This window comes from uncultured Kordia sp. (genome assembly GCF_947489565.1).
Classification (GTDB): domain Bacteria; phylum Bacteroidota; class Bacteroidia; order Flavobacteriales; family Flavobacteriaceae; genus Kordia.
The window spans coordinates 186,831-208,792 of sequence record NZ_CANLEA010000015.1 but is presented as its reverse complement, the minus strand read 5'-3'; the positions used below and the strand labels follow the sequence as shown (position 1 = coordinate 208,792).

The window sequence follows — 21,962 nt, the reverse complement described above, 5'->3', positions numbered from 1 at the left end:
TTTTAGACTTGCTTTGCTCTTGGACATGCTTTGCTTTTAGATATGATTGGGCAAAATTATAAACTCAAAACGTCTTTCTAAGCTTCATACTTACGTTTTCTAAGCTTAAAATACAGCAGAAAAATAGCAATTCCCGCAAGACTCATTCCTATTATTTTCCAATAGTTTACGGCTGCTGGCAATATGTCTGTATTTCCTGTTAAAACAATTCCGCCCCAATAATACGGAGAACTTTGACTGGTATTTTTATACTTTTCTAAATATGCAATTTTTGCATTTTGAAGCGCCTTTGATTTTGTTTGAGATTTATTCAAATTCGCACGAAAACTATTGAAAATTTCCATACCCGCTTTTTCGTTTACATTCCACAAAGAAGCGACCACACTTTTGCTTCCTGAATTTAAAAATGCTCTCGTTAAACTAAAAACGCCTTCGCCTTCTTTAAATATTCCTGTGGAAGATTTACACGCATTGAGCACCACCAACTCTTTGGGATTGTTTAAAAAATAAAGTTCATTCGGATACACTTTTCCATCAAACATGGCTAACCAAGGCGTATTATTTGTATTTCCCGCATGAGACGATACATAGACTTGTGAAGCTTCATTATACGCTTTTAAAAAACTCGCCTTGGTAGCATTTTTGTTGATGTGTGTTGCATTGTCAAAAAATTCTGTTGGACGCTCCGTGAGTGTCGTTAGTGCATCATCTTGGAATTCCGTAAGCATAAAAGAAGTACTTTTTGAACTTGCTCTTGCTAGCTGCTTCTTATTTTGTGCATCTAGCGAGAATGAATAACGATAACTGAGTTCTTTCTTTTGGATCAAATACGAATCGTGCAGATTTCCGATACTGTTTGTTGGTAATATTTCTAACGGAAGTGCATTGATAAATCCATCTGGGATTATCGTAATTTTTGTTGCTTTTAGATAACTGGAATCCTTTTGAAAAGGCAACAGTTTTTGATAAATTCCATTTCCCAATTGCTGAAAACTCACTGCGTCATGAGATGTTTCAAAAGGTTTGGCGTATAGTTTTTGAAATGCCGTAATGCGAGTCTTTAAGCTTCTAAGATCATCCAATGGAACTATTTTTACCGTTTTTTGATCCATCAATAATACATATCCAAGATCATCTCCTAAAATATAGGCAACAACGACTTCGTTTTCTACCAAACTCTTCTGCACATTTTCTGAGGAAAGCATCGGTAAACTTGTTCGATATCTTTGGTATTCAGGATAGTCTTTCTCTATAGTTTTCAGATATTTATAATAGGCTTCTTTTGCCGTAAAATAGTGCGTTTTCAAACTATCTGAGACTATATTTGATACAAATTCTTGCTCCAACGCTTTTACTTTTTGATGCAATACTTGTTCTTTTTCAATAATTTCTTGTGGCAATTTCGCAATTCGTTTTGCACTAAATGCAGAAATATTATCTAACAGTAAAACTCCTTTATTCTTTTCAATATAGTAAAATGCTTTTGTGGGTTTATTTAGTAAAAAACATATTTTCACTGCGTTTATATAGAGCGCTGCTCCTTTTTTTCGCCAGAACAATTTCGATAGTTTTTCTTTACTTTCAAAGTATACATAATCAATCGTTTTATCAATCAACTGCATGGTTTCTTCGGCAGCTAACAAGTATTTCTCATCATTTGTGAAATCGTAAAAACTAAGCCAAGCATTCTGTTTATCAATTAAATATCCTAAAATATCTTTTCGAGAGGGAGAATTTATAACTTTTTCATATTCAGGAAGGTTTTCTTTCGTTTCCCAATCAAAAGATAATAACTCATTAATCGCTTTATTGTGATGCTTTAAACCTTTTTCATATTGCTTTAATTTCACATACAAGTCTCCTAAATTATCATAAATAATACTTTTTTCATCTGCATCATTCCCAACAAATAAAAGTGCTTTCTCGTTCAATAAAAGTGCATCATCAGTTTCTTCATTTCTCACATGAATCAACGCTGTATTGCTATAAATTTGGGCAATTCGTAACGAATCTTCTAATTGTTCTGCAATAGGTAATGACTGATTATAATAGTTTAAAGAAGTCTTATTTTGATGATTCGTATACAAAATAGCTCCTAGATTGAATAAAATTTTTAATCGCTGTTTAGCACTAGCCCCAACTTCATTTGCTAGGTTTAACACTTCCAGTTCTAAAGCTTTAAAATCCTTGGAAGTCATGCTTGATTTTTGCTCAACAAATAAGGTCAATTTATTGATATACGTACTTAATAAACTTCTTTTTTCGTTTACCTTTTTTAAAATAGTTTCTGCTTGCTTAAAATAGTCCAACGAACGCTGATAGTCGCCTTTGGCTTTATAGACTAATCCCATTATATTATAGGCTTTTCCGCATCTTCTGTCTTTTACAGAAACATAGGAGAGTAAACTATCTTGATAGGTAAACATCTTGTTATATTTTTCTTGAGTCCAATTAAAATACCCAAGATTGTAATAAGTCCTGGCAATTAAATCTTTATTAGATGTTACATATTTCTTTCGCAATGCCATTTCTTTTCTTAAGAACGGAATTGCGCTGGCTTTATCAACTTTATTACATTCATTCACAACCAAATAGCAAACATCTGCATGCAGTTCTTTATCGGTATAATTTTCATGAAGAATTTTTGATTTGAATATTTCTATTTTTTCTTTTCCGGTGATCGAAAGTTCCATCACAGAATCGTATACTTTTTGCGCATCCTGTTGTGCTTTTCCATCAAACACAAAAAAAAGCATACAAATAACGAGTACTAAATAGGTTGTTTTACCAATATTGTTACTAGATATGTGTATGCTCATTGCTAGATCTTCTTTTGATGGAAGATCCTAAAATACTATAAATCTAAATAGGAAGCATATTTTATTTGATATAAGCCACTAGATTGAATTTTGTCTTGTAATATTTTATGATAAAAAACGGACATCGACATTCCTTCTTGATACTTTAAAGCTGAAAAACCAGCCGCTTTTGCGCTTGAATATGATGAACCTGTTATTGAAATGGGCGCTGTTTCTGGTTCTATATAAAACGGAAGTCCAATACCTTTTACTCCAATGTCTACCGATACGAAACCGTAATTGGAAATCGGCGATTCAAGGTTTGGCGGTATTTCATTGTTTACAGCAGTGACTGCCAAAATATTTGCAGTTGTATAGGAAGATGGGAAATGTGCTACCAAATCATTGTCAAGTCCTGTGTTTCCTGCGGAAGTTACCATCAAAATATCGCGCTCAACTTCTTTTATATAATTTTCAATAATGGTTGAAGAAGTTTCTGTCCAACCAAAACTCATATTAATAATGTTTACTTTCTTATTGATGAGATAACTTAAACCACAACCGACCTGAAATAAGGAACCTTTTCCTTCTGCATTAAAGGCTTTTGCAGGTACTATTTCAAAATTGATTCCCGTATTTTCAAGTTGTTGATATGCTAGATAACTTACGATGGTTCCGTGTCCATTATCATCGAAAGGCAGATTATTATTTTCGACAAAATTCCAACCGAAAAGTTCATTTCCACAGGTTTCTGCATCAAAAGAACTGTTGTGCAAAAACGCTTGTTCAAATCCAAAATACGTAGGATCAATTCCCGTATCTAGTACGCCAATAGTCACAGAGGCTTTTTCTGTCTTTATTTTTTGAAGCACACTTTGGTTGTGTATTTGTGAAGCTACAACACCTGTTGGCACTTGACTTGAAATAGCAATATCAAATTCAAAATCGGCACCTTCCATTTCTGGATCTTGCTCCATAGAAGTAACGCGTTCTTCAATGGTAGCGCCTTCATGAATAGTTTCTAAATCCCATGATTCCAAATTTTTATCACCACACGAACAAGCTTCATAACTAATTACACCATACTCAGCTCTAATGGCATCTTTTTCCGTTGCCGATAATCCATCTGTAAAACGAATGACTACATTTTCGCCTTTATCCGTAGTTGAAGTAGTTGACGCTTTTTGAAGCTGTTGTTGCTCGTTTATCGGTGTCGTTTCAATCAGTTCAGATTCACAACTTATGAAACACAGTATTAAAAAGAGGTATCCTATTTTTTTCATCATAAAAAGGGTTTAGGTTAGTTTAGGAGAAAGATAAAAAAGCCCTTTGAAATTAGGGCTTATTTTATAAATTACTCAACAGGACTCCAAGAACCTGATAATTCTCCTGGTTCTGTTACTACAGCGCCAGGATTTGACACCAATCCGCCATCATCAGGAATAGCGCATACAAATCCAACAACTACTCCATCATAACATATCACAAAAGAGATTCCTTCTCCTGAGTCATTTGCTTCTGCTTGTTGCGAAACTTGTTCATGCACAATAGCTTCCGCTAAAGTAATTTCGCCTGCTGCCAACTGCAATCCCCAAGGAGAAGTACTATTTATTAAATCATTAAAATAATTACATCCTGCAAAAGGTAATGGATTTCCAATATCTGGCATATTCACATTCATTCGTCCAGCATCAATAGCGTATATAGGTTTGTTAGGAACTTTTAAAATCTCCATACCTTGAGTTCCTTGTCTTTGCAGTAAATTATAGTGTCCATAGGTCATCCAAATTTTTACAGCTTCTCTATGTACAGGATCGTATACATTAATACTTCCCCATTGATCGCTTCTGTAATTTGCTTTCGCAACTAAAATTTCTGTATTCGTTTTTGATTCTTCTTGAATGGTTTGTTCATCGTCAGTACTACAGCTAAAAAAAGCTAAGATTGCTAACATAAAAATGGTTTTTTTCATTATGGGTTGATTTTAGATTGTATCCAACTTTGGTTTTGCGTGTTGGATGTTAGACGCTGTTTTCTCATGTAGAGTATTTTTAGCATCTTTGTTACGGTTTTTTTATCAAAAAAATAATCACATCTTTTTAAATGATTGAAAACGAAGTTATTATTCGTAAATTTTTACAAGGAGAATCCGATTTTTTAAAACAGCTATATGCCAAAAATTACTTTGGAGTGGAAGCATATGTGTTAAAAAATAGCGGAACGAAAGAGCAAGCTAGAGATATTTTTCAGCAAGGATTATTAGTCTTATATACCTTATTGAAAAAAGAAAAAATACAGATTTCTTCTTTTGATAATTATTTATTTTCAGTCTGTAAAAACTTATGGATCAAACAATCTTCACAAAATAGTGTAACAAAATTGACTTCAGAAGCTCTAGTTGATGAACCGTTTGATTTAGCGAGTTTTCACATAGAGCAATTGCAATGGAATTTGTATACCGAGAAGCTTGAATCACTAAAAGAAATGTGTAAGACAATTATTAAATTGACGTTAGCCAAAGTTTCGTACGCAGAGATTTCTAAAAGATTGAAATTTCCGAATGAAAATGCTGCGCGACAAAAGACATTTCGATGTAAAACCAAATTATTCAAAATGATACAATCGGATCCAAGATTCAAAAAACTAAAAAATGACTAGTATGGAAGATTTTATTTGGGAATTAAAGACCGAACGTTTTTTGAATGGAGAAATGACCGCAGAAGAACTCCTTACTTTTGAACAGGAACAAGCGGAAAATCCAGAGTTACAAGCATATGTTACGCTTAGTATGGAGTTGCAACAAGCACTCAGTGAAGACGATTGGTTTCATCATAAAAATACAAATAGTCATTACAATACTGTTAAAAATTGGTATCAAGAAGAAGATGTGTTGAATTTTAAAGAGCAGATTGAACAACATGCTGATGCAGCATTTGCGCCGCAGAAGAAGACATTCTCTTTACAAAAGTATTGGCTTCCAATTGCCGCAGCTTTTGTTGCCATATTCATTACCATCATATATCAATTTACAGCGCAACCAGATTTGAAAGAATTGTATACAACGTATGCGACTTGGAACGATACGCCTTCATTTTTAGTGCAAGACGAACATACAGCCACGACCAAGGAACAGATAGAAATTTTGTATAAAAACCAACAGTATGCTGAATGTATTGCTGCTGCAGATTCCTTTTTAAATACTGCTACGACTGGTAAAACGAATGTTTTGATTTACAAAGGATTCGCTCAAGAAAAGTTAAACAAGAATTCAAAAGCACTCGCTACATTTAAAACAATTTCTGAAAGTAATGCCTTAGATGCTAGCAAAGGATTGTGGTATATGGCGCTTATCTATTTAAAAACAGAAGATACCGAGAATTTGCAGAAAACTTTGAAGGTAATTACTGCTTCAGAAACTAATTATGAATATGAGAATGCTGTACAATTGTTGAATTCTATTGAATGACGTTGGTTCTTAAGAAACTTTCCTAATACCTAATACCTAATGCCTAATGCCTAATGCCTAAAATAACTAGCTCTTAACAACTACTTTTTCAATCTAAAATTCAACATTTAGCATTTAGCATTTAAAATGCCAAAACTTCTCCATCTTGAGGAATGTATACTTTATCAGAAAGTCCATGTTTTTCTAAGGTTTCTCGTAAGCCTTTTCGGGTTGTTGGACAATGATTGATTGCTTCTAGATGATTTGCAATTACTTTTCCTGGAGAGTTTCTAACAAAAGTTAAAATATCATCTAGTGTCATCAATACTGGACTAAATAGATCAAATTGTGCGCTACCAGCTGCAACAACCGTAATTTCTGGTTTGTATTGCTTCAATACCTCATCGACAGCTTCTGTATAAATCGTATCAGAACTTATATAAATTGAAGGCTGATTTGGCAATTCCATATAAAATCCCATCACATTTCCCATCGGTTTTGCTATAAATCCATAGCCGTGTTTCGCTGGAATTCCTTCGATGATTCCGTCAAGAAATGCTGTTTTCTTTTTATATGAAAGTGAGTTTACAACCTTTAACCCTTTCTTTTTCAGTATTTTTTCATCTTTATAACTACAGGTTACAGGAATCATTTTTTCTTTTAGGAAACGAATCGCAGCCGTATCAAGATGATCAGGATGTCTGTGTGTTACTAAACAATGTGTTACTTTTTGTAATATATCATTACAAGAATCTGGAAGCGATACCGTAGGATTCTTTCGTGCTTTCGCTCTAAAAAAAGTGAATGGAGGCATAATTCCTTTGGGACCAAGCATAGGATCTACCAAAATAACATCTTGCTCGGTTTCTATAATAAAAGTGGCATTTCTAAAATGATGAATTTTTAACATGATTGCGTGAGTTTTTATTCTTCTACAAAGAAATTACACGCTGAAATCATGCACATTGATTCAAATCAAGAAATCCGTTTTCTGATTCTACTCAGTGTTTCTGGCGTGATGTTTAAATAGGAAGCAATATGATATTGTGGAATCTTTTCCAACCAACTAGATTTGTAGATCAATAGTTCTTTATATAAATCTTCTGGCGTTTTGGTAATTCTATTATATTCTAACAATTCTCGCTGTCTGAACAGTTTTTGAAATGCATCTTTTACAAAATCCTTTCCGCAAGAATATTTTTCTAAATGTGCTCTGAATGTAGTTTTATCCACAATGAGCAATTCGACATTTGATAGACATTCTTGAAACTTTCGCGTAGGCAAATCATTATTAAACGCTAATAAATCAGTTATAAATTGAGGTTTTGTATAAAAGTTAATGTTGATTTCTTTCGCCTCCGTAGCATAATATTCTCTGAGAATGCCACTATTTAAAAAACGCAAATAGTTTTCTTCTTGCTGTTCCTCCAGAATAATCGCTCCTTTTTCATATGTTTTAATAGAAAAAGCAGCAAATAACTCTTGTAAACCTTCCTGATTTAAAGGATGTTCAGTTTCAAAGAATTTAGCTATTTCAACAAGTGCTGACATATATTACGAAACCGAAGTCAAAATCACTTCGCGCATTTTTGCAGCTCTTGCCTTCACTTCTTCTGCTGTCCAAGACATTTTGATGAGACATGAAATATTTCGCGCAATATAATGATCCGACTGATCAAAAGTTTTGGTATCTAAATATTGCATTCCGTCTTTTACTTCTTGCGAAATTGGGTATAATGATTTTAAATCTTTTAAATGTTCCCACTTGCGAATGTAATGCCAATTGTTGTCGTAGTAATGAAAGCATACATCGATTCCGTTTGCTTTAAAACCTGTCATTACTTTGCGTGCCGTATCTAAATCTGGCATAAAGAAATTTAAGAAAGCATAACTTTCCTCTCCGCCTTCTGGTACCGTTCTAAAGGTAACTTCTGGAATATCTGCCAAAGCTTGTCTTAAAACCGTGTAGTTCTTCTTTTGAATGCTTAAAAATTCTGGTAAACGACGTACTTGTGCCAAACCAACAGCGGCGTTTAGTTCCGAAATTCTAAAATTATATCCTAAAAACGGATGTGTTTCTGCGCCTCTATCATTCCCCACATGATCGTGTCCGTGATCGCTATAATGATCTGCATTTGTTGCATAATCACTCGTATTTGTAATGATTGCGCCACCTTCGCCACAGGTCATCGTTTTTACAAAATCAAATGAAAAACAACCCACATCGCCAATAGTTCCTAAGGCTTTTCCGTTGTATGTTCCGCCAATTGCTTGACAAGCGTCTTCTACTAGAATTAAATTATGTTCATCACAGATTGCTTTAATGGCATCTAAATTCGCCATACTTCCACACATATGGACTGGCATCACTGCTTTCGTTTTTGGCGTAATCGCTTTTCGAATTGCTTCCGGATCTAACGTAAGTGTATCATCAATATCTACTAAAACAGGAATAGCACCTAACATCATAATGGCTTCAAAACTAGCTACAAACGTAAACGTTGGCATAATTACCTCATCTCCTGCTCCAATACCTGTAATTGCTAATGCTACAGAAACTGCTGCGGTTCCGCTGGAAACTAATTGCGCGTGTTTTACGTCAAATTGCGCTTCTAAGGCACGTTCTAGTTCTTTTGCTTTCCAGTGTCCGTTGCGCATTCCATCAAATCCGTAACGCATCAATACGCCACTGTCTAATACATCGTGTACCTCTTTGCGTTCTGCATCGCTAAACAATTCAAATCCAGGCATAGTTTTCTTAGTTTTTTATTGGGAATAGATTTTTAACATTAAAAAACCTCTTTTCTAGTTACAAAAGTATAGAAAAGAGGTTTTTTTTATGTGAAAACTTATTAATATTTTTTCAATATTTTATCGAGAAATTTATAATGTCTCTTTGTATCGCGCATCATATTGTAAGACATGATATTATCCAATTCTTTTCCAGTATGATTTACGGCTACAATATTTGGAAATTTATTTTTGGTATTGTACTTCTTAGCTAATTTTAAATTTTCTTGACGTTGATCTTCCGTAATGATATCAATACGTCTTGGGAAATCGGCCATTACCAATACAAAATCCTTTGCTTTCTCTTTGAATTTTGCTGTATAGAAGAAATCTTCCTTCAACATTTTGCATGGCGGACACCAATCGCTTCCAGTAAAGTAAATCAAGATCGGCTTTTTTTCTTTCTTAGCAACTTTCTTTGCTTCTTCAAAATCTGTCAACCAATTCAATTTTACTTCTTCCTGCGCTAGGGCAGAAAATCCAATAAAAAATACGGCTAAAAAAAGTAGTTTCTTCATCTGTGTTTTGTGTTACGGAACTAAACAAATATATGTGTTTCTTGTATTAAAACAAGAATCTTGCCAAAATATTACAATTTCAAGACACTTTCTGAAACTGATTTGCGCACTTTGGCAAAATCCGAAAACATATCATCTTCAGCTCTGTATCCAACTGGCAATACCAATACTGAAGAAAGTCCATGTGCTTCCAACCCTAAAACTTCGTTATATTTTTCTGGTACAAACCCTTCCATAGGACAACTATCTATTTCTTCTACACCACATACTGTCAGTAAGTTCCCAAGTGCAATATATGCTTGCTTTGACGACCATGTTCGCAACTCTTCTGTGGTTTTATCTTTAAACGAATTCTTCATGAAATCTTTAAAAGGCGCTAAAATATCGTCTGGCGTATTACGAATCGCTTTTACACGATCAAAATACGCATCAATATACGCTTCATCTACTGTATTTTCAATACATATAATTAGTAAATGTGAAGCATCTGCTACCTGGCGTTGATTCCAAGAATGTTCCACCAATTGCTCTTGTAGTTCTTTATTTTTAATTACGACCAAACGAATGGGTTGCAAACCATATGAAGTAGCGGTTAAATTAAAAGCTTCTTTTAAGGTATCTATCTGTGTATCATCTAAAAAACGATTTGCGTCAAATTTTTTTGTGGCATATCTCCATTTTAGACTCTCTAGTATCTGCATATATTTTATCTTTGATTTTTATTATGATTACAACAAATGTAACGATATCTACCTAGGAATATTGATGATTCGTTATAAAATAAACCAATTGCTCAATAACAAAATTCTTTTATGATGGATACACAGATCAAAGAACGTATAGAACGATCAGAAACTAGAATATTCAAAGCTATATTTCCTAATACAACCAATCATTATAATACTTTATTTGGTGGAACTGCATTGCAGTTAATGGATGAGGTTTCTTTTATTTGCGCTACTCGTTTTAGCCGTAAAAAAGTAGTCACCGTTTCTTCTGATAAAGTAGACTTTAAAAAATCCATTCCCGAAGGTTCAATTGTAGAACTCGTTGCTACCGTCACTAAAGTAGGAAATACGAGTTGTGAGGTAACAGTAGATATTTTTAAAGAAAAAATGTATGATTATTCACGAGAAAAAGCTGTTACTGGAAAATTCACTTTTGTAGCTTTAGATGATGACAAAAAAGCAATTTCTATTCTTTAAAAAACACGTTTGATCGTCTTTATTGCGCCCATTACAACTATAAACACTTCAATTATTCTGCGGCTTTAATTTATAAACCTTCGGCTAGCGATTCTCTACTTTTTTGAACAACAATACATTAGAAAAAATCAGTTTTAGCAATTCACATTTTTTTCAAAAAAACCTCTCAATTTGTTTTTAGAATTAAAAAAGGTTTCTATATTTGCATCCGCAATCAGGAAATACCTGATGAGACACTCGGAGAAATGGCAGAGTGGTCGAATGCGGCAGTCTTGAAAACTGTTGACTGTAACAGGTCCGGGGGTTCGAATCCCTCTTTCTCCGCTAAAAAACCGAAACATCACGTTTCGGTTTTTTGTTTTTAAAGAAAATAATGCCCGCTCACCTCTACCATATCGAGCATAATCAAGGTGCAATCAACCAAAAAAGTCCACGTACACACACACACGTATTTTTAACTGAATTTGGGAGACATCGCACTTCTACATACATGTATTTATATACTTTTAGACTTTAAAACCATAAAACATTTTATTATGAAAAAACAAAGTCCAAAAACATTACAGTTAAACAAAAAAGCAATTTCTTCATTTGATCCTAAAACGATCAAAGCTGGATATTCACATTCTAACGTGAATCTTACACATGAACATTGTTGCTATCCTTTATAAGGAAAATACAAAAGCTGTCTTCTTATAATAGTTTAGATAAGCTTTAGATTTTAAATCCATGTAGTATTTAATATTATATGGATTTTTTATTTGGAATTAATAAGTTTTGCTCCTATTCATTTTATAAAAACTACATATAGTTTCATTCCCACACAATGAAAACCGCAACATAGTTCCCAACAGTAAACACCTCATTTACAAACAAGAACACTTATTTTACGGCAAAACCGTAGCCAAAATCAATCGCTTCTTTTTAATTTAATGATCTAAAAACTTAATCATTATGAAAAAAAGAACCTTACAAAAATTAACGCTTAACAAAAAAGCAATTTCATCATTAGAACATGCTAGCATTACAGGTGCTGGAGAAGGAACAAGACGTACAGATTGTACTATTTGTTGTTGGATAGACGAAACATATCCTTGCGGATTATCATTATTTATCGATTGTTAAACAACAAAATACTTAGTGTCATGAAAAAAAAGAATCTTAATAATTTACAGCTAAAAAAGGCTACAATTTCTAGTTTAAACTCACAAGAAATTGCAGGAGGAACAATCATCATCACATTTACGATAGAACGTCCATGTCCAATACGATTTACCAAAACTACATGCTCTGGAGCAGCAGAATGTAATTCAATGGAGATTTGTACTGCTACACACTGTAAAACGAATGAAATTGATCTAGAAACAAGACCTATTTGTTAAGTTATTACCAAAAGAAGAATTTACCAAAACCATTATAAAATCATACAATCATGAAAAAAAAGAAACTTAAAAATTTAAACGTAAACAAATCAACGATTTCTAACTTGAATAAAAATGTGAAAGGTGGAGCTGCAGCTCCAAACACCTTGTATTTTGTATGCGGAACAGGACCGCAAACAATTTTTACATGTCCTACAGCTTATTGTTCAATACTCTCGCCATGTGACACTTACAATTCCATGAATCGTTGTAAAACAATTGAAGTAGATTCAAATACAATTCCAATTTGTTAAAAATATGTATTTACCAGAGAAAAGAGGCGAACTATAATGGTTCGCTTTTTTTATCGTATTATTTAACAATTTTATGCAATGTAGTCGGCATCAAAATAGCTTCTTTTTGAAAACGCTTGTGTACTGCTTCCAACAAAGTACATTTTGTTTTAAATTCCGCAAAAGGTTCACTCAGCCATATATAAGCACGCACATGAACATAGTTTTCTTTAGCAGCAATGACACGAACTTCTATGGTATCCGTTTCATTATCAAACATATGATGAATTACATTGTCTAAATGTGAAGCTTCTTCTTGTATAATTTTACGAACCTGATCAATATCTGCATGTGTTCCAACATAAAAATTATTAAAACTTAATACCTTAGAGTCATCAATACTATGATTTAAAACGGATTCTGTACTAATAACAGAGTTCGGAATGATCAAACGTTTATTTTCAAAATTATTGATTACAGTATGACGCAACGTAATATCATCTACAATTCCAATACGCTGATCATCTAACTTTATATAATCGCCTACTCGAAACGGTTTGAAAATCACAATAAATAATCCCGCAATTAAATTCGAAATCGCACTTTGTGCTGCAAAACCAATAATAGCAGCTATAATTCCCGCACCAGAAAATATAAACGTTGCTTGATCTCTTAGCTTAGGTACGGTAAAAATGATGATAAAAATCCCCACGATAATGAAGGAGAATCTAATGGAGTTTTTTATAAACTTTAAGGTTGTAACTCCAAATCTTTTTTTACGCTGTTTGCGTTTTAAAAAGATCACAAGAATGTACCGAAATACTCTTGAAAGTAACCACGACAAAAAGAGAACGATGAGAGAATACCATAATACACCTTCTACAGTATCTACATTTATATATGATTTTATAAACTTCAACATAAACTGTAATTTTATGCAAAGCTAGGTCAGTTTTATAAAATCTAAAAGAGAAAAGATACTTTAAAAACGGCATCGTTAACTGCATCACAAATCGGCTAAAGATTAAGAGCTATTTAACAGTAAAAATGCTCATGTGTTTATATTTTTGTACTTTTACATTTCAATGCAAAAGTTTCTAAAACATATCAGTGCATTTGCTTTAGCCATTTTAGTGCTATTCTCAACGTTTTCATTTACCATCAATGAACATATTTGTGGTGGTGTAAAAGTAAGCGTAGCTATTGGCATAGAAGCGGAAAACTGCGGAATGGAAATAGAAACCATTGTTTCTGACGAAACGACAATGCAACAGGCTTCTTGTTGTGATGATGTTACGACATTAATTCAAGGACAAGACGAATTACCAACACAACAAGACGTTGATCTTACGACACAAACATTCATCAAAGCGTTTGTACACAGCTATATTTTTGTACTTCCTACTACAGATCAAGAAAAAGCAGTATACACGCCGTATGTTCCGCCTCCTTTGATACAGGACATACAACTGCTCGATGAAACATTCCTAATTTGATATATACCGTATTTAATTAATTTTTCGAAGTATCATACTTTAGAAAAACGCATTCTTATGCACTATTTTAATCAAATATGTACGTGTAAATCATACTTTCATGCTCAACAAAAGCATTCAATTTTTAATACAGCACAAACTTGTAGCCATACTTCTACTCGCTTCCATGATTGGATTCGGATTGAGTACAGCGCCATTCAACTGGAATTTGGGTGATTTTCCTAAAAACTCCATTGCTGTGGATGCAATTCCTGATATTGGCGAAAATCAGCAAATTGTATTTACCAAATGGCAAGGACGATCACCAAAAGATATTGAAGATCAAATCACCTATCCATTGACAAGCGCATTAATGGGAATTCCAGGTGTAAAAACCGTTCGAAGTTCCTCCATGTTTGGATTTTCTAGCATTTATATCATATTCAATGATGAGGTAGATTTCTATTGGAGTCGAAGCCGAATTTTAGAAAAACTCAACGCGCTACCAAGTTCGTTACTTCCCGAAAACGTACAACCAACCTTAGGTCCAGATGCTACTGGTTTAGGACAAATATTTTGGTATACTTTAGAAGGAAGAGACGAAAACGGAAATGTTACTGGCGGCTGGAATTTGCAAGAACTCCGCAGCATTCAAGATTATTATGTAAAACCTGCTTTATCCAGTGCTGCCGATGTGTCGGAAGTAGCTTCTATTGGCGGTTATGTACAGGAATATCAAATTGATGTGCTTCCAGATGTGTTGAAGAAATACAAACTCACACTAGCACAAGTTGTCAATGCTATTCGCAATACAAATAAAGAAATTGGCGCCAAAACACTCGAAATCAATCGTGCAGAATATGTGGTACGTGGTTTAGGATATATCAAATCTATCGCTGACATTGAAAATACACCGATCAAATCGGAAGGTTTTACGCCTGTATTGGTCAAAGATGTTGCAAAAGTATATCTCGGTCCTGCAGAACGACGCGGAATTCTCGACAAAGAAGGCGCAGAAGTTGCGGGCGGTGTTGTGGTAGCTCGCTATGGCGCAAATCCGATGCAAGTCATCAACAATGTAAAAGATAAAATCAATACGATTGCTAGCGGATTGCCAACAAAGACCTTACAAGATGGACGCACATCACAATTGACAATTGTTCCGTTTTACGACCGTACAGAATTGATTCAAGAAACATTACACACACTCGAAGAAGCTTTATCGCTCGAAATCTTAATAACGCTGCTCATCATTATAATTATGGTGTTCAACCTACGAGCTTCGTTTTTAATAGCGAGTATTTTGCCTGTAGCAGTTTTAGTTGTTTTTATTGCGATGAAACTCGGAAATGTAGATGCCAATATTGTAGCATTGTCGGGAATTGCCATTGCAATTGGCACCATGGTCGATATGGGAATTGTCTTGATAGAAAACATCACACGACACTTAGAAGAAGATACGGAAAACACACCGATCAATACGTTGGTATACAAGGCAACATCAGAAGTATCTGGCGCCATTCTCACGGCAGTGTTAACAACCATTATAAGTTTTATTCCTGTATTTATGTTGGTAGGTGCAGAAGGAAAATTATTCAGTCCACTCGCCTACACAAAAACCATGGCGTTGGTGGCTGCCATTATCATTACTTTGTTTATTTTGCCTGCTTTGGCTGCTTGGGTTTTTGGTTGGAAATCGACTCGAAAAAAGTTGAATCTAGTACTCAATTTCCTTGTGATATTAATTGGAATCTATACAATTTTTACGGGAATGTATCTCGCCGTTGCACTGTTGCTTTTTGGTTTGACGAACATACTTACATCACAAAAAATCATCACTCCAAAAACACAAAAACGCATTCATATTATCACGGCTATTGGTGCATTATTAATCCTTTTGACTGTCTATTGGAGACCTTTAGGTTACACAAATGCCCTAGGGACAAACTTCATCTTTGTCGCGTTGACTTGTGCAATTGTCATTGGAACGTTTATCGTATTCATAAAATATTACGAAAAACTACTCCGTTGGGCATTAGCAAACAAAATACTATTTTTAAGTCTGCCACTATTGATCCTAATTGCAGGAATTTCCATTTGGAGAACTACAGGCAAAGAATTCATGCCTGCTTTAAATGAAGGTTCGTTTTTATTGATGCCAACTTCGCTACCACATGCGGGAATTGCAGAAAACAAACAAATTTTACAACAATTAGACATGGCTGTTGCCAACATTCCAGAGATAGAAACGGTTGTGGGGAAAGCGGGTCGTGTAGAAAGTGCGTTAGATCCTGCGCCATTGTCCATGTATGAAAATATCATTCATTACAAACCTGAATATATCCTAAATGCAAACGGAAAACCACAACGTTTTAAAGTGAATGATAACAATGAATTTGTGTTAAAAGACGGCACTTCGGTTCCGCTCAATGCGGATGATGTGACAAATGAAAACAAAATGTCAGTTCGAGCGCAGTCGAGAACAGCTCGGAAAAACATCTCTATTAAAGACCTAATTCCTGATGAAAACGGTGAGTTTTATCGCAATTGGAGACCGCATATCAACTCACCCGATGATATTTGGAATGAAATTGTACAAAACACAAAACTACCAAGCATTACATCTGCGCCAAAATTACAACCTATTGAAACACGCTTGATCATGTTACAAACGGGAATGCGTTCTCCGATGGGAATCAAAATTAAAGGACAAAATCTGGAGCAAATAGAAGCGTTTGGTTTAAAATTGGAGCAAATTTTACAAGAAATTCCTGAAGTCAAAAAAGAAACCGTATTTGCAGAACGCCTGATTGGAAAACCATATTTAATTCTCGATATCAATCGGGAACAAATTGCACGTTATGGTTTGTCGATCAAAGCGGTACAAGATATTTTGGAAGTTGCCATTGGCGGAAAAATAGTCACACAAACTATTGAAGGACGCGAACGGTATAATGTGCGTGTCCGTTATCCGCGAGAATTGCGCGCCAATCCAAATGATTTGGAAAACATTTACATTCCGCTGCCAAACGGTTCCGAAATTTTACTGAAAGAAGTGGTTTCAATCAAATACGAGAAAGGCCCACAAATGATTAAAAGTGAAGATACCTTTTTGGTGAGTTATGTATTATTCAACAAGCAATCAGATATTGCCGAAGTTACCTTAGTTGAAAAACTACAAAAGCTCTTAAAAGAACGTATCAATGATGGAAGTTTGATGATTCCGAAAGGTGTGAATTATGAGTTTTCAGGAACCTATGAACAGCAAGTTCGTGCAGAAAAAACATTGATTATCATTGTGCCGATTGTATTACTCATTATCTTTCTAATACTGTATTTCCAATTTAAATCCATTGCAACATCACTTTTTATTTTTGGTGGAATTGCTGTGGCTTTTGCTGGCGGATTCATCATGATTTGGCTGTACGGACAATCGTGGTTTCTCAATATTGAAATTTTCGGCAGTAATTTGCGCGATTTGTTTCAAATAGAAACTATCAATTTAAGTGTAGCGGTTTGGGTAGGATTTATTGCCTTGTTCGGAATTGCCACAGACGATGGTGTGATTATGGCAACGTATTTAAAGCAGAATTTTGCAAAAAAGCTTCCAACAACAAAAGAAGCCATTCAAAATACTGTTGTAGAAGCTGGAAAAAAACGAATTCGACCTTGTTTGATGACAACAGCGACGACTTTACTCGCTTTACTGCCAATTTTAACATCCACAGGACGCGGAAGTGATATTATGATTCCGATGGCCATTCCGAGTTTTGGCGGAATGTTAATCGCACTAATTACCCTATTTGTAGTGCCTGTTTTATACAGTTGGCACCAAGAAATTCAATTAAAAAAACATACAGATGCAGCATAAAATTCTATACATATTCGTTTGTTTTTTGTTCGTCCAAATTGGTTATGGACAAACCTTAGAGACGTATCTGGCGGAAGCCGAAGAAAACAGCTCCGAAATTTTAGCCAAGCAATTGCAATACGAAAGTGCTTTGGAAAAAGTGAATGAAGTCGGTAGTTTACCCAATACACAATTAGGCGTTGGTGTTTTTGCACAAGCCGTAGAAACCAGAGTTGGTCCGCAAAGAGCACGTTTCTCCGCAAGTCAAAAAATTCCATGGTTTGGAACCTTACGTGCCAAAAAAGAAAGTGCAAAATTGTTCGCTATTGCCAAAGAAAGTGAAATTGACTTTTTGAAACGACAGTTGCAACTGAATGTAAAAATAGCATACTACAATTTGTACACATTGCAACAAAAATTCAACATTACAAAACAGCATATTGAAATTTTAGATACGTATGAAAAGTTAGCTTTGAATGAACTTGAAAACAATCGCACCAATATGGTAGATGTGTTGCATATTAAAATGAAGAAAAATTCTTTACAGCAACAGTTTCAAGAAATTTCAGAAAATGTCCAGAGTCAAAAAGCACAATTCAATTTGTTGTTAAACAAACCAATGACTGATGAGGTGTTGCTCTTAGATTCGTTGAAAATTGAAGAGAACATATATTTTACAACTACTGAAAATCTAGAAAATCACCCGAAATTACAACAATTAAGCGCACAAGAAACAGCTTTAAAACAATCGGAAATTGCAGCAAAAAAAGAAGGAAATCCTATTGTTGGTTTCGGACTTGATTATGTATTGGTTGCAGAGCGTTCGGGTGTTTCTCTACCAGATAATGGAAAAGATATTATCATGCCAATGGTGTCTGTATCTATTCCTTTATTCAACAAAAAACACATCGCGAAGCAAAAACAATTACAACTGGAACAAAAAGCGGTTTTACAGACTAAAACTACTATCAAAAATCAGTTGTTAATTGAATTGGAAAAAGCAAAAAATAAGCTAAAAAACGCAACGGAAAGTATGAAAACGCAAGAAGAAAATATTGTACAAGCCGATCAAGCCAAAGAAGTGATTTTAGCAGCCTACCAAACGGCAAAAATGGATTTTGAACAATTATTAGCGCTCGATCAATTGAAATTGGGCTTTGAATTGCAGAAAGTGGAAGATACCAACACGTACTTAGCAAATACAGCGATTATTGAATTTTTAATTGCGAATTAAAAGACTATGAAACAAACATATATCATTAACGGAATGACCTGTAATGGCTGCAAAAGCAAAGTGGAATATCTCTTAAATGAGTTAGATGCTGTAACAGCTGCTACGGTAAATCTGGAAACAGCAGAAGCAACCATTGAAGCTCCTTCCCTAGTTCCTTTAGAGTTGATCGACTCCATATTACCCGAAAAATATACCGTTCAAGAAGCATCTGTAAATCTTTTTCAACCTTCTAAAACTGAAGAAAAGAGCGAATTAAAGCAGTTATTTCCGCTGTTTTTAATCTTCCTTTACATCACAGCAGCGAGCATTTTAATGAACGTTCGTTTTTGGGATACCGAAGATTTTATGCTGGATTTTATGGGACTTTTTTACATCGTTTTTAGCTTTTTTAAATTCTTGGATTATAAAGGGTTTCCAAATTCGTTTCAAATGTACGATCCGTTGGCAAAACAAATTCCTTTGTATGCATGGATATATCCGTTTTTAGAAGTGATGTTAGGTTTGATGTTTTTGTTCCGATTTGAAATTCCGATCGCCTTAATCGCTACCATTGTCATTTTGGGAATCACGACTATTGGTGTCACAAAAGCTCTTTTAGATAAAAAAACAATTCAGTGCGCTTGCTTGGGAACTGCGCTAAAGTTACCAATGACCAAAGCGACGTTCATTGAAAATTCCATCATGCTAGTAATGGCAATTTGGATGTTAATTAACATATATGCTTAAGATTATGAAGAAATATTTAATATACATTATCATTCTTGTTCTGGGAATCGTGATTGGGAAATTTGCCCTTTCGGGAGAACAAACTCAAGAACATTCGCATACAGAAACTACCGAAAAGAGTACTATGTGGACTTGCTCAATGCATCCGCAGATTATGCAACCGGAAGCGGGCGATTGTCCAATTTGCGGCATGGATTTGATTCCTGCACAAGAAAGTACTACCGAATTGGCTTCGAATGAATTTCGCATGAGCAAAAATGCTATGGCACTTGCCAATATTGAAACTACTAAAATTTCAGAAGGAACCGCTTCGGATACTGCTTTAAAACTCACGGGAACCATTGAAGCCAATGAAAAAACGAATGCTACACAAACGGCTCATTTTGGTGGTCGTATTGAAAAACTGTATGTAAACTTTACTGGTGAAGAAGTACGCAAAGGTCAAAGAATTGCGCTTATTTATTCTCCAGAATTGGTCACCACACAACAAGAGTTATTAACTGCGTTGCGTATGAAAACATCGCAACCTGAATTGTACAAAGCAGTACGGAATAAATTAAAACTTTGGAAGTTGAGTGAGCAACAAATTCAGCAAATAGAAAGCTCTAAGAAAGTAGCCAATCAATTTCCAATTTATGCGAGTGTTTCTGGTGTTGTGACTGAAAAAATGGTGGAAGAAGGCAATCACGTGATGGAAGGTGGTGCGTTGTTTAAAGTCTCAAATCTGAATACGGTTTGGGCAAGTTTTGATGCTTATGAAAATCAAATAGCAACTTTGAAAAAAGGAGATGTGATTACCATTACTACGAATGCAAATCCAGACGTTAAAATTCCAGCAAAAATCACCTTTATTGATCCTGTATTAAATACCAACACACGAACTGTGGCGGTTAAAGTAGAATTAGACAATCGCAATCAGGATTTAAAACCAGGCATGTTTGTTACAGGAATTTTGGATACTAAAGTTTCAAAAAATACGACACTTACCATTCCGAAATCGGCCATTCTTTGGACAGGAAAACGCTCGTTAGTATATGTAAAAAAAGTAGCAAGCGAACCTGTTTTTGAAGCTAGAGAAATCACACTAGGAAAAAGTTCAGGAGAAAATTATGAAGTCGTTTCAGGACTTAATCCTGAGGATGAAATTGTAATCAATGGTGCATTTACCGTAGATGCAGCCGCACAATTGCAAGGCAAAAAGTCAATGATGAATCGCGATGAAGCTGCTACAACCAAAGAAACTGAAGCAGTACTGACATTTGATGCAACATTCGAAAAAGCTTTTCACCCTAGTATTAAAGCGTATTTGGAACTTAAAGATGCTCTTGTACAAAGTGACGCAACATTAGCTGCGACTAAAAGTGAAGCATTCCGAAAAGCACTTGAACAAATCACTGTTGCTAAGCGCCAACAAATAAATGATTATTGGGCAATCATCCATAAAACGTCAAAAAGAATTAATCAAAACGTATCGATTGAAAAACAACGCGAAAGTTTTCAAATCATATCTGATGAGATGATTACACTTTTGAAAAACTTTAAAACGTTCGATCAACAGTTAACTATACAATTTTGCCCGATGGCAGATGATAACAAAGGCGCGTATTGGGTGAGCAATGAACAACAAATTAGAAATCCTTATTTTGGGGACGCGATGCTGACTTGTGGAAGCGTTGTTAAGACATTAAGTACTGGGAATTAGGGATTAGTTGCTGATTACTGAAATAGAAAATAAATAAACATCATACGATAAACGTCACTTCGAGTGATTTTCGATAGAAAATAGTATCGAGAAGTGCTTTGAAAATAAACAATTAAACACATAAACTCTTAAATTTTTTAAACTAAAATAAATATGAAAAAAGTAATCTTATCATTCGTAATGATCGCTTCGTTAGCTGTTATTGGTTGCAAAGGAGAAGCAAAAACAGAGACAGAAACTAAAACAACAACGACTGCGACACAAGGAAAAGAATTGTCTATGGCAAACTTTGGTGTGCGTGGAAATTGTGGTATGTGCAAAACAACCATTGAAAAAGCTGCTAAAAGTGTGGAAGGTGTCGCAGAAGCCACTTGGGATGTAAAGAAAAAGAGCATCGCTGTTTCATACGACGAACACAGAATCAATGAAAAAGAAATTCACAAAGCTATTGCTGCCGCAGGTTATGATACGGATCAAGCTAACGGAGACAAAGCAGCGTATAAAAATTTACCAAAATGTTGTCAATTTGACGGTGATCAAAAGATGAATCAGTAGTAAGGTATTC

22 protein-coding genes and 1 tRNA gene are annotated in these 21,962 nt (G+C 34.8%); 14 read left to right on the top strand and 9 right to left on the bottom strand.

Annotation, left to right across the window (positions count from 1 at the left end; genetic code table 11):
• Positions 1–77 precede the first annotated feature (77 nt).
• From Q0845_RS19700 to Q0845_RS19690, 3 genes are all read right to left on the bottom strand, one after another.
• Entirely contained in the window at positions 78–2,819 is a 2,742-nt protein-coding gene (locus Q0845_RS19700; protein ID WP_298516877.1) for a CHAT domain-containing protein, read from the bottom strand.
• 35 nt (positions 2,820–2,854) lie between these two features.
• Positions 2,855–4,084 (bottom strand): S8 family serine peptidase, encoded by a 1,230-nt coding sequence (locus tag Q0845_RS19695; RefSeq protein WP_298516875.1) that lies wholly within the window; start codon positions 4,082–4,084, stop codon positions 2,855–2,857.
• Positions 4,085–4,152: 68 nt separating this feature from the next.
• On the bottom strand, positions 4,153–4,770 hold the full coding sequence (locus Q0845_RS19690; RefSeq protein WP_298516873.1) for a hypothetical protein: 618 nt from the start codon (positions 4,768–4,770) through the stop codon (positions 4,153–4,155).
• A gap of 131 nt (positions 4,771–4,901) precedes the next feature.
• Between Q0845_RS19690 and Q0845_RS19685 the strand changes: the two genes are divergently transcribed.
• Together Q0845_RS19685 and Q0845_RS19680 are read left to right on the top strand one after the other, a co-directional pair.
• Positions 4,902–5,456, top strand: a complete 555-nt coding sequence (locus Q0845_RS19685; protein ID WP_298516871.1) for a sigma-70 family RNA polymerase sigma factor — start codon at positions 4,902–4,904, stop codon at positions 5,454–5,456.
• Position 5,457: 1 nt separating this feature from the next.
• Positions 5,458–6,264 carry a hypothetical protein gene (locus tag Q0845_RS19680; RefSeq protein ID WP_298516869.1) on the top strand — a complete coding sequence of 269 codons (807 nt, stop codon included), beginning with the start codon at positions 5,458–5,460 and terminating at the stop codon, positions 6,262–6,264.
• A 121-nt stretch (positions 6,265–6,385) separates the two neighbouring features.
• On the opposite strand, the gene Q0845_RS19675 is transcribed toward Q0845_RS19680, so the two are convergent.
• The 5 genes from Q0845_RS19675 to Q0845_RS19655 form a co-directional block, all read right to left on the bottom strand.
• Positions 6,386–7,153 carry an MBL fold metallo-hydrolase gene (locus tag Q0845_RS19675; RefSeq protein ID WP_298516867.1) on the bottom strand — a complete coding sequence of 256 codons (768 nt, stop codon included), beginning with the start codon at positions 7,151–7,153 and terminating at the stop codon, positions 6,386–6,388.
• A 65-nt stretch (positions 7,154–7,218) separates the two neighbouring features.
• Positions 7,219–7,794 (bottom strand): Crp/Fnr family transcriptional regulator, encoded by a 576-nt coding sequence (locus Q0845_RS19670; protein ID WP_298516865.1) that lies wholly within the window; start codon positions 7,792–7,794, stop codon positions 7,219–7,221.
• A gap of 3 nt (positions 7,795–7,797) precedes the next feature.
• Complete coding sequence (locus Q0845_RS19665; RefSeq protein WP_298516863.1) at positions 7,798–8,994, bottom strand: DegT/DnrJ/EryC1/StrS aminotransferase family protein; 1,197 nt, start codon at positions 8,992–8,994, stop codon at positions 7,798–7,800.
• Between the two features lie 101 nt (positions 8,995–9,095).
• Positions 9,096–9,551 (bottom strand): thioredoxin family protein, encoded by a 456-nt coding sequence (locus Q0845_RS19660; protein ID WP_298516862.1) that lies wholly within the window; start codon positions 9,549–9,551, stop codon positions 9,096–9,098.
• Positions 9,552–9,622: 71 nt separating this feature from the next.
• Positions 9,623–10,252 (bottom strand): NAD(P)H-dependent oxidoreductase, encoded by a 630-nt coding sequence (locus Q0845_RS19655; RefSeq protein WP_298516860.1) that lies wholly within the window; start codon positions 10,250–10,252, stop codon positions 9,623–9,625.
• A 114-nt stretch (positions 10,253–10,366) separates the two neighbouring features.
• Here Q0845_RS19655 and Q0845_RS19650 point away from each other — a divergent pair, with 114 nt between their 5' ends.
• The 6 genes from Q0845_RS19650 (at position 10,367) to Q0845_RS19625 (ending at position 12,431) form a co-directional block, all read left to right on the top strand.
• Positions 10,367–10,756, top strand: a complete 390-nt coding sequence (locus tag Q0845_RS19650; RefSeq protein WP_298516881.1) for an acyl-CoA thioesterase — start codon at positions 10,367–10,369, stop codon at positions 10,754–10,756.
• A gap of 239 nt (positions 10,757–10,995) precedes the next feature.
• Positions 10,996–11,080: transfer RNA gene (locus tag Q0845_RS19645), tRNA-Ser, on the top strand.
• Positions 11,081–11,292: 212 nt separating this feature from the next.
• Positions 11,293–11,427: a hypothetical protein gene (locus Q0845_RS19640; RefSeq protein ID WP_298516858.1), complete on the top strand. Its 135-nt coding sequence runs from the start codon at positions 11,293–11,295 to the stop codon at positions 11,425–11,427.
• Between the two features lie 283 nt (positions 11,428–11,710).
• Positions 11,711–11,881: a class I lanthipeptide gene (locus Q0845_RS19635; RefSeq protein WP_298516856.1), complete on the top strand. Its 171-nt coding sequence runs from the start codon at positions 11,711–11,713 to the stop codon at positions 11,879–11,881.
• Between the two features lie 20 nt (positions 11,882–11,901).
• Complete coding sequence (locus Q0845_RS19630; RefSeq protein WP_298516854.1) at positions 11,902–12,138, top strand: class I lanthipeptide; 237 nt, start codon at positions 11,902–11,904, stop codon at positions 12,136–12,138.
• Between the two features lie 50 nt (positions 12,139–12,188).
• Entirely contained in the window at positions 12,189–12,431 is a 243-nt protein-coding gene (locus Q0845_RS19625) for a hypothetical protein (protein WP_298516852.1), read from the top strand.
• 58 nt (positions 12,432–12,489) lie between these two features.
• On the opposite strand, the gene Q0845_RS19620 is transcribed toward Q0845_RS19625, so the two are convergent.
• Positions 12,490–13,332, bottom strand: a complete 843-nt coding sequence (locus tag Q0845_RS19620) for a mechanosensitive ion channel family protein (RefSeq protein WP_298516850.1) — start codon at positions 13,330–13,332, stop codon at positions 12,490–12,492.
• A gap of 163 nt (positions 13,333–13,495) precedes the next feature.
• Here Q0845_RS19620 and Q0845_RS19615 point away from each other — a divergent pair, with 163 nt between their 5' ends.
• The 6 genes from Q0845_RS19615 to Q0845_RS19590 all read left to right on the top strand — a co-directional run bounded on the left by Q0845_RS19615 (position 13,496) and on the right by Q0845_RS19590 (position 21,952).
• Positions 13,496–13,906, top strand: a complete 411-nt coding sequence (locus tag Q0845_RS19615) for a hypothetical protein (protein WP_298516848.1) — start codon at positions 13,496–13,498, stop codon at positions 13,904–13,906.
• A gap of 100 nt (positions 13,907–14,006) precedes the next feature.
• Positions 14,007–17,756, top strand: a complete 3,750-nt coding sequence (locus Q0845_RS19610; RefSeq protein ID WP_298516846.1) for an efflux RND transporter permease subunit — start codon at positions 14,007–14,009, stop codon at positions 17,754–17,756.
• On the top strand, positions 17,746–18,969 hold the full coding sequence (locus Q0845_RS19605; protein ID WP_298516845.1) for a TolC family protein: 1,224 nt from the start codon (positions 17,746–17,748) through the stop codon (positions 18,967–18,969). The genes Q0845_RS19610 and Q0845_RS19605 overlap by 11 nt, the downstream gene beginning before the upstream one ends.
• Positions 18,970–18,975: 6 nt before the next feature.
• Positions 18,976–19,695 carry a heavy-metal-associated domain-containing protein gene (locus tag Q0845_RS19600; protein ID WP_298516843.1) on the top strand — a complete coding sequence of 240 codons (720 nt, stop codon included), beginning with the start codon at positions 18,976–18,978 and terminating at the stop codon, positions 19,693–19,695.
• Between the two features lie 4 nt (positions 19,696–19,699).
• A complete protein-coding gene (locus Q0845_RS19595; protein WP_298516841.1) occupies positions 19,700–21,397 on the top strand; it encodes an efflux RND transporter periplasmic adaptor subunit in 1,698 nt (565 codons plus the stop codon).
• 153 nt (positions 21,398–21,550) lie between these two features.
• Entirely contained in the window at positions 21,551–21,952 is a 402-nt protein-coding gene (locus Q0845_RS19590; protein ID WP_298516839.1) for a heavy-metal-associated domain-containing protein, read from the top strand.
• Positions 21,953–21,962: the final 10 nt, after the last annotated feature.

Bases quoted from the DNA above. Each gene is read 5' to 3' on its own strand.
- Q0845_RS19670 (WP_298516865.1), bottom strand. From the start codon at position 7,794: ATGTCAGCACTTGTTGAAATAGCTAAATTCTTTGAAACTGAACATCCT.
- Q0845_RS19655 (WP_298516860.1), bottom strand. From the start codon at position 10,252: ATGCAGATACTAGAGAGTCTAAAATGGAGATATGCCACAAAAAAATTT.
- Q0845_RS19595 (WP_298516841.1), top strand. From the start codon at position 19,700: ATGAAGAAATATTTAATATACATTATCATTCTTGTTCTGGGAATCGTG.
- Q0845_RS19650 (WP_298516881.1), top strand. From the start codon at position 10,367: ATGGATACACAGATCAAAGAACGTATAGAACGATCAGAAACTAGAATA.
- Q0845_RS19690 (WP_298516873.1), bottom strand. From the start codon at position 4,770: ATGAAAAAAACCATTTTTATGTTAGCAATCTTAGCTTTTTTTAGCTGT.
- Q0845_RS19680 (WP_298516869.1), top strand. From the start codon at position 5,458: ATGGAAGATTTTATTTGGGAATTAAAGACCGAACGTTTTTTGAATGGA.
- Q0845_RS19590 (WP_298516839.1), top strand. From the start codon at position 21,551: ATGAAAAAAGTAATCTTATCATTCGTAATGATCGCTTCGTTAGCTGTT.
- Q0845_RS19665 (WP_298516863.1), bottom strand. From the start codon at position 8,994: ATGCCTGGATTTGAATTGTTTAGCGATGCAGAACGCAAAGAGGTACAC.
- Q0845_RS19610 (WP_298516846.1), top strand. From the start codon at position 14,007: ATGCTCAACAAAAGCATTCAATTTTTAATACAGCACAAACTTGTAGCC.
- Q0845_RS19625 (WP_298516852.1), top strand. From the start codon at position 12,189: ATGAAAAAAAAGAAACTTAAAAATTTAAACGTAAACAAATCAACGATT.
- Q0845_RS19600 (WP_298516843.1), top strand. From the start codon at position 18,976: ATGAAACAAACATATATCATTAACGGAATGACCTGTAATGGCTGCAAA.
- Q0845_RS19640 (WP_298516858.1), top strand. From the start codon at position 11,293: ATGAAAAAACAAAGTCCAAAAACATTACAGTTAAACAAAAAAGCAATT.
- Q0845_RS19630 (WP_298516854.1), top strand. From the start codon at position 11,902: ATGAAAAAAAAGAATCTTAATAATTTACAGCTAAAAAAGGCTACAATT.
- Q0845_RS19605 (WP_298516845.1), top strand. From the start codon at position 17,746: ATGCAGCATAAAATTCTATACATATTCGTTTGTTTTTTGTTCGTCCAA.
- Q0845_RS19660 (WP_298516862.1), bottom strand. From the start codon at position 9,551: ATGAAGAAACTACTTTTTTTAGCCGTATTTTTTATTGGATTTTCTGCC.
- Q0845_RS19675 (WP_298516867.1), bottom strand. From the start codon at position 7,153: ATGTTAAAAATTCATCATTTTAGAAATGCCACTTTTATTATAGAAACC.
- Q0845_RS19635 (WP_298516856.1), top strand. From the start codon at position 11,711: ATGAAAAAAAGAACCTTACAAAAATTAACGCTTAACAAAAAAGCAATT.
- Q0845_RS19620 (WP_298516850.1), bottom strand. From the start codon at position 13,332: ATGTTGAAGTTTATAAAATCATATATAAATGTAGATACTGTAGAAGGT.
- Q0845_RS19615 (WP_298516848.1), top strand. From the start codon at position 13,496: ATGCAAAAGTTTCTAAAACATATCAGTGCATTTGCTTTAGCCATTTTA.
- Q0845_RS19700 (WP_298516877.1), bottom strand. From the start codon at position 2,819: ATGAGCATACACATATCTAGTAACAATATTGGTAAAACAACCTATTTA.
- Q0845_RS19695 (WP_298516875.1), bottom strand. From the start codon at position 4,084: ATGATGAAAAAAATAGGATACCTCTTTTTAATACTGTGTTTCATAAGT.
- Q0845_RS19685 (WP_298516871.1), top strand. From the start codon at position 4,902: ATGATTGAAAACGAAGTTATTATTCGTAAATTTTTACAAGGAGAATCC.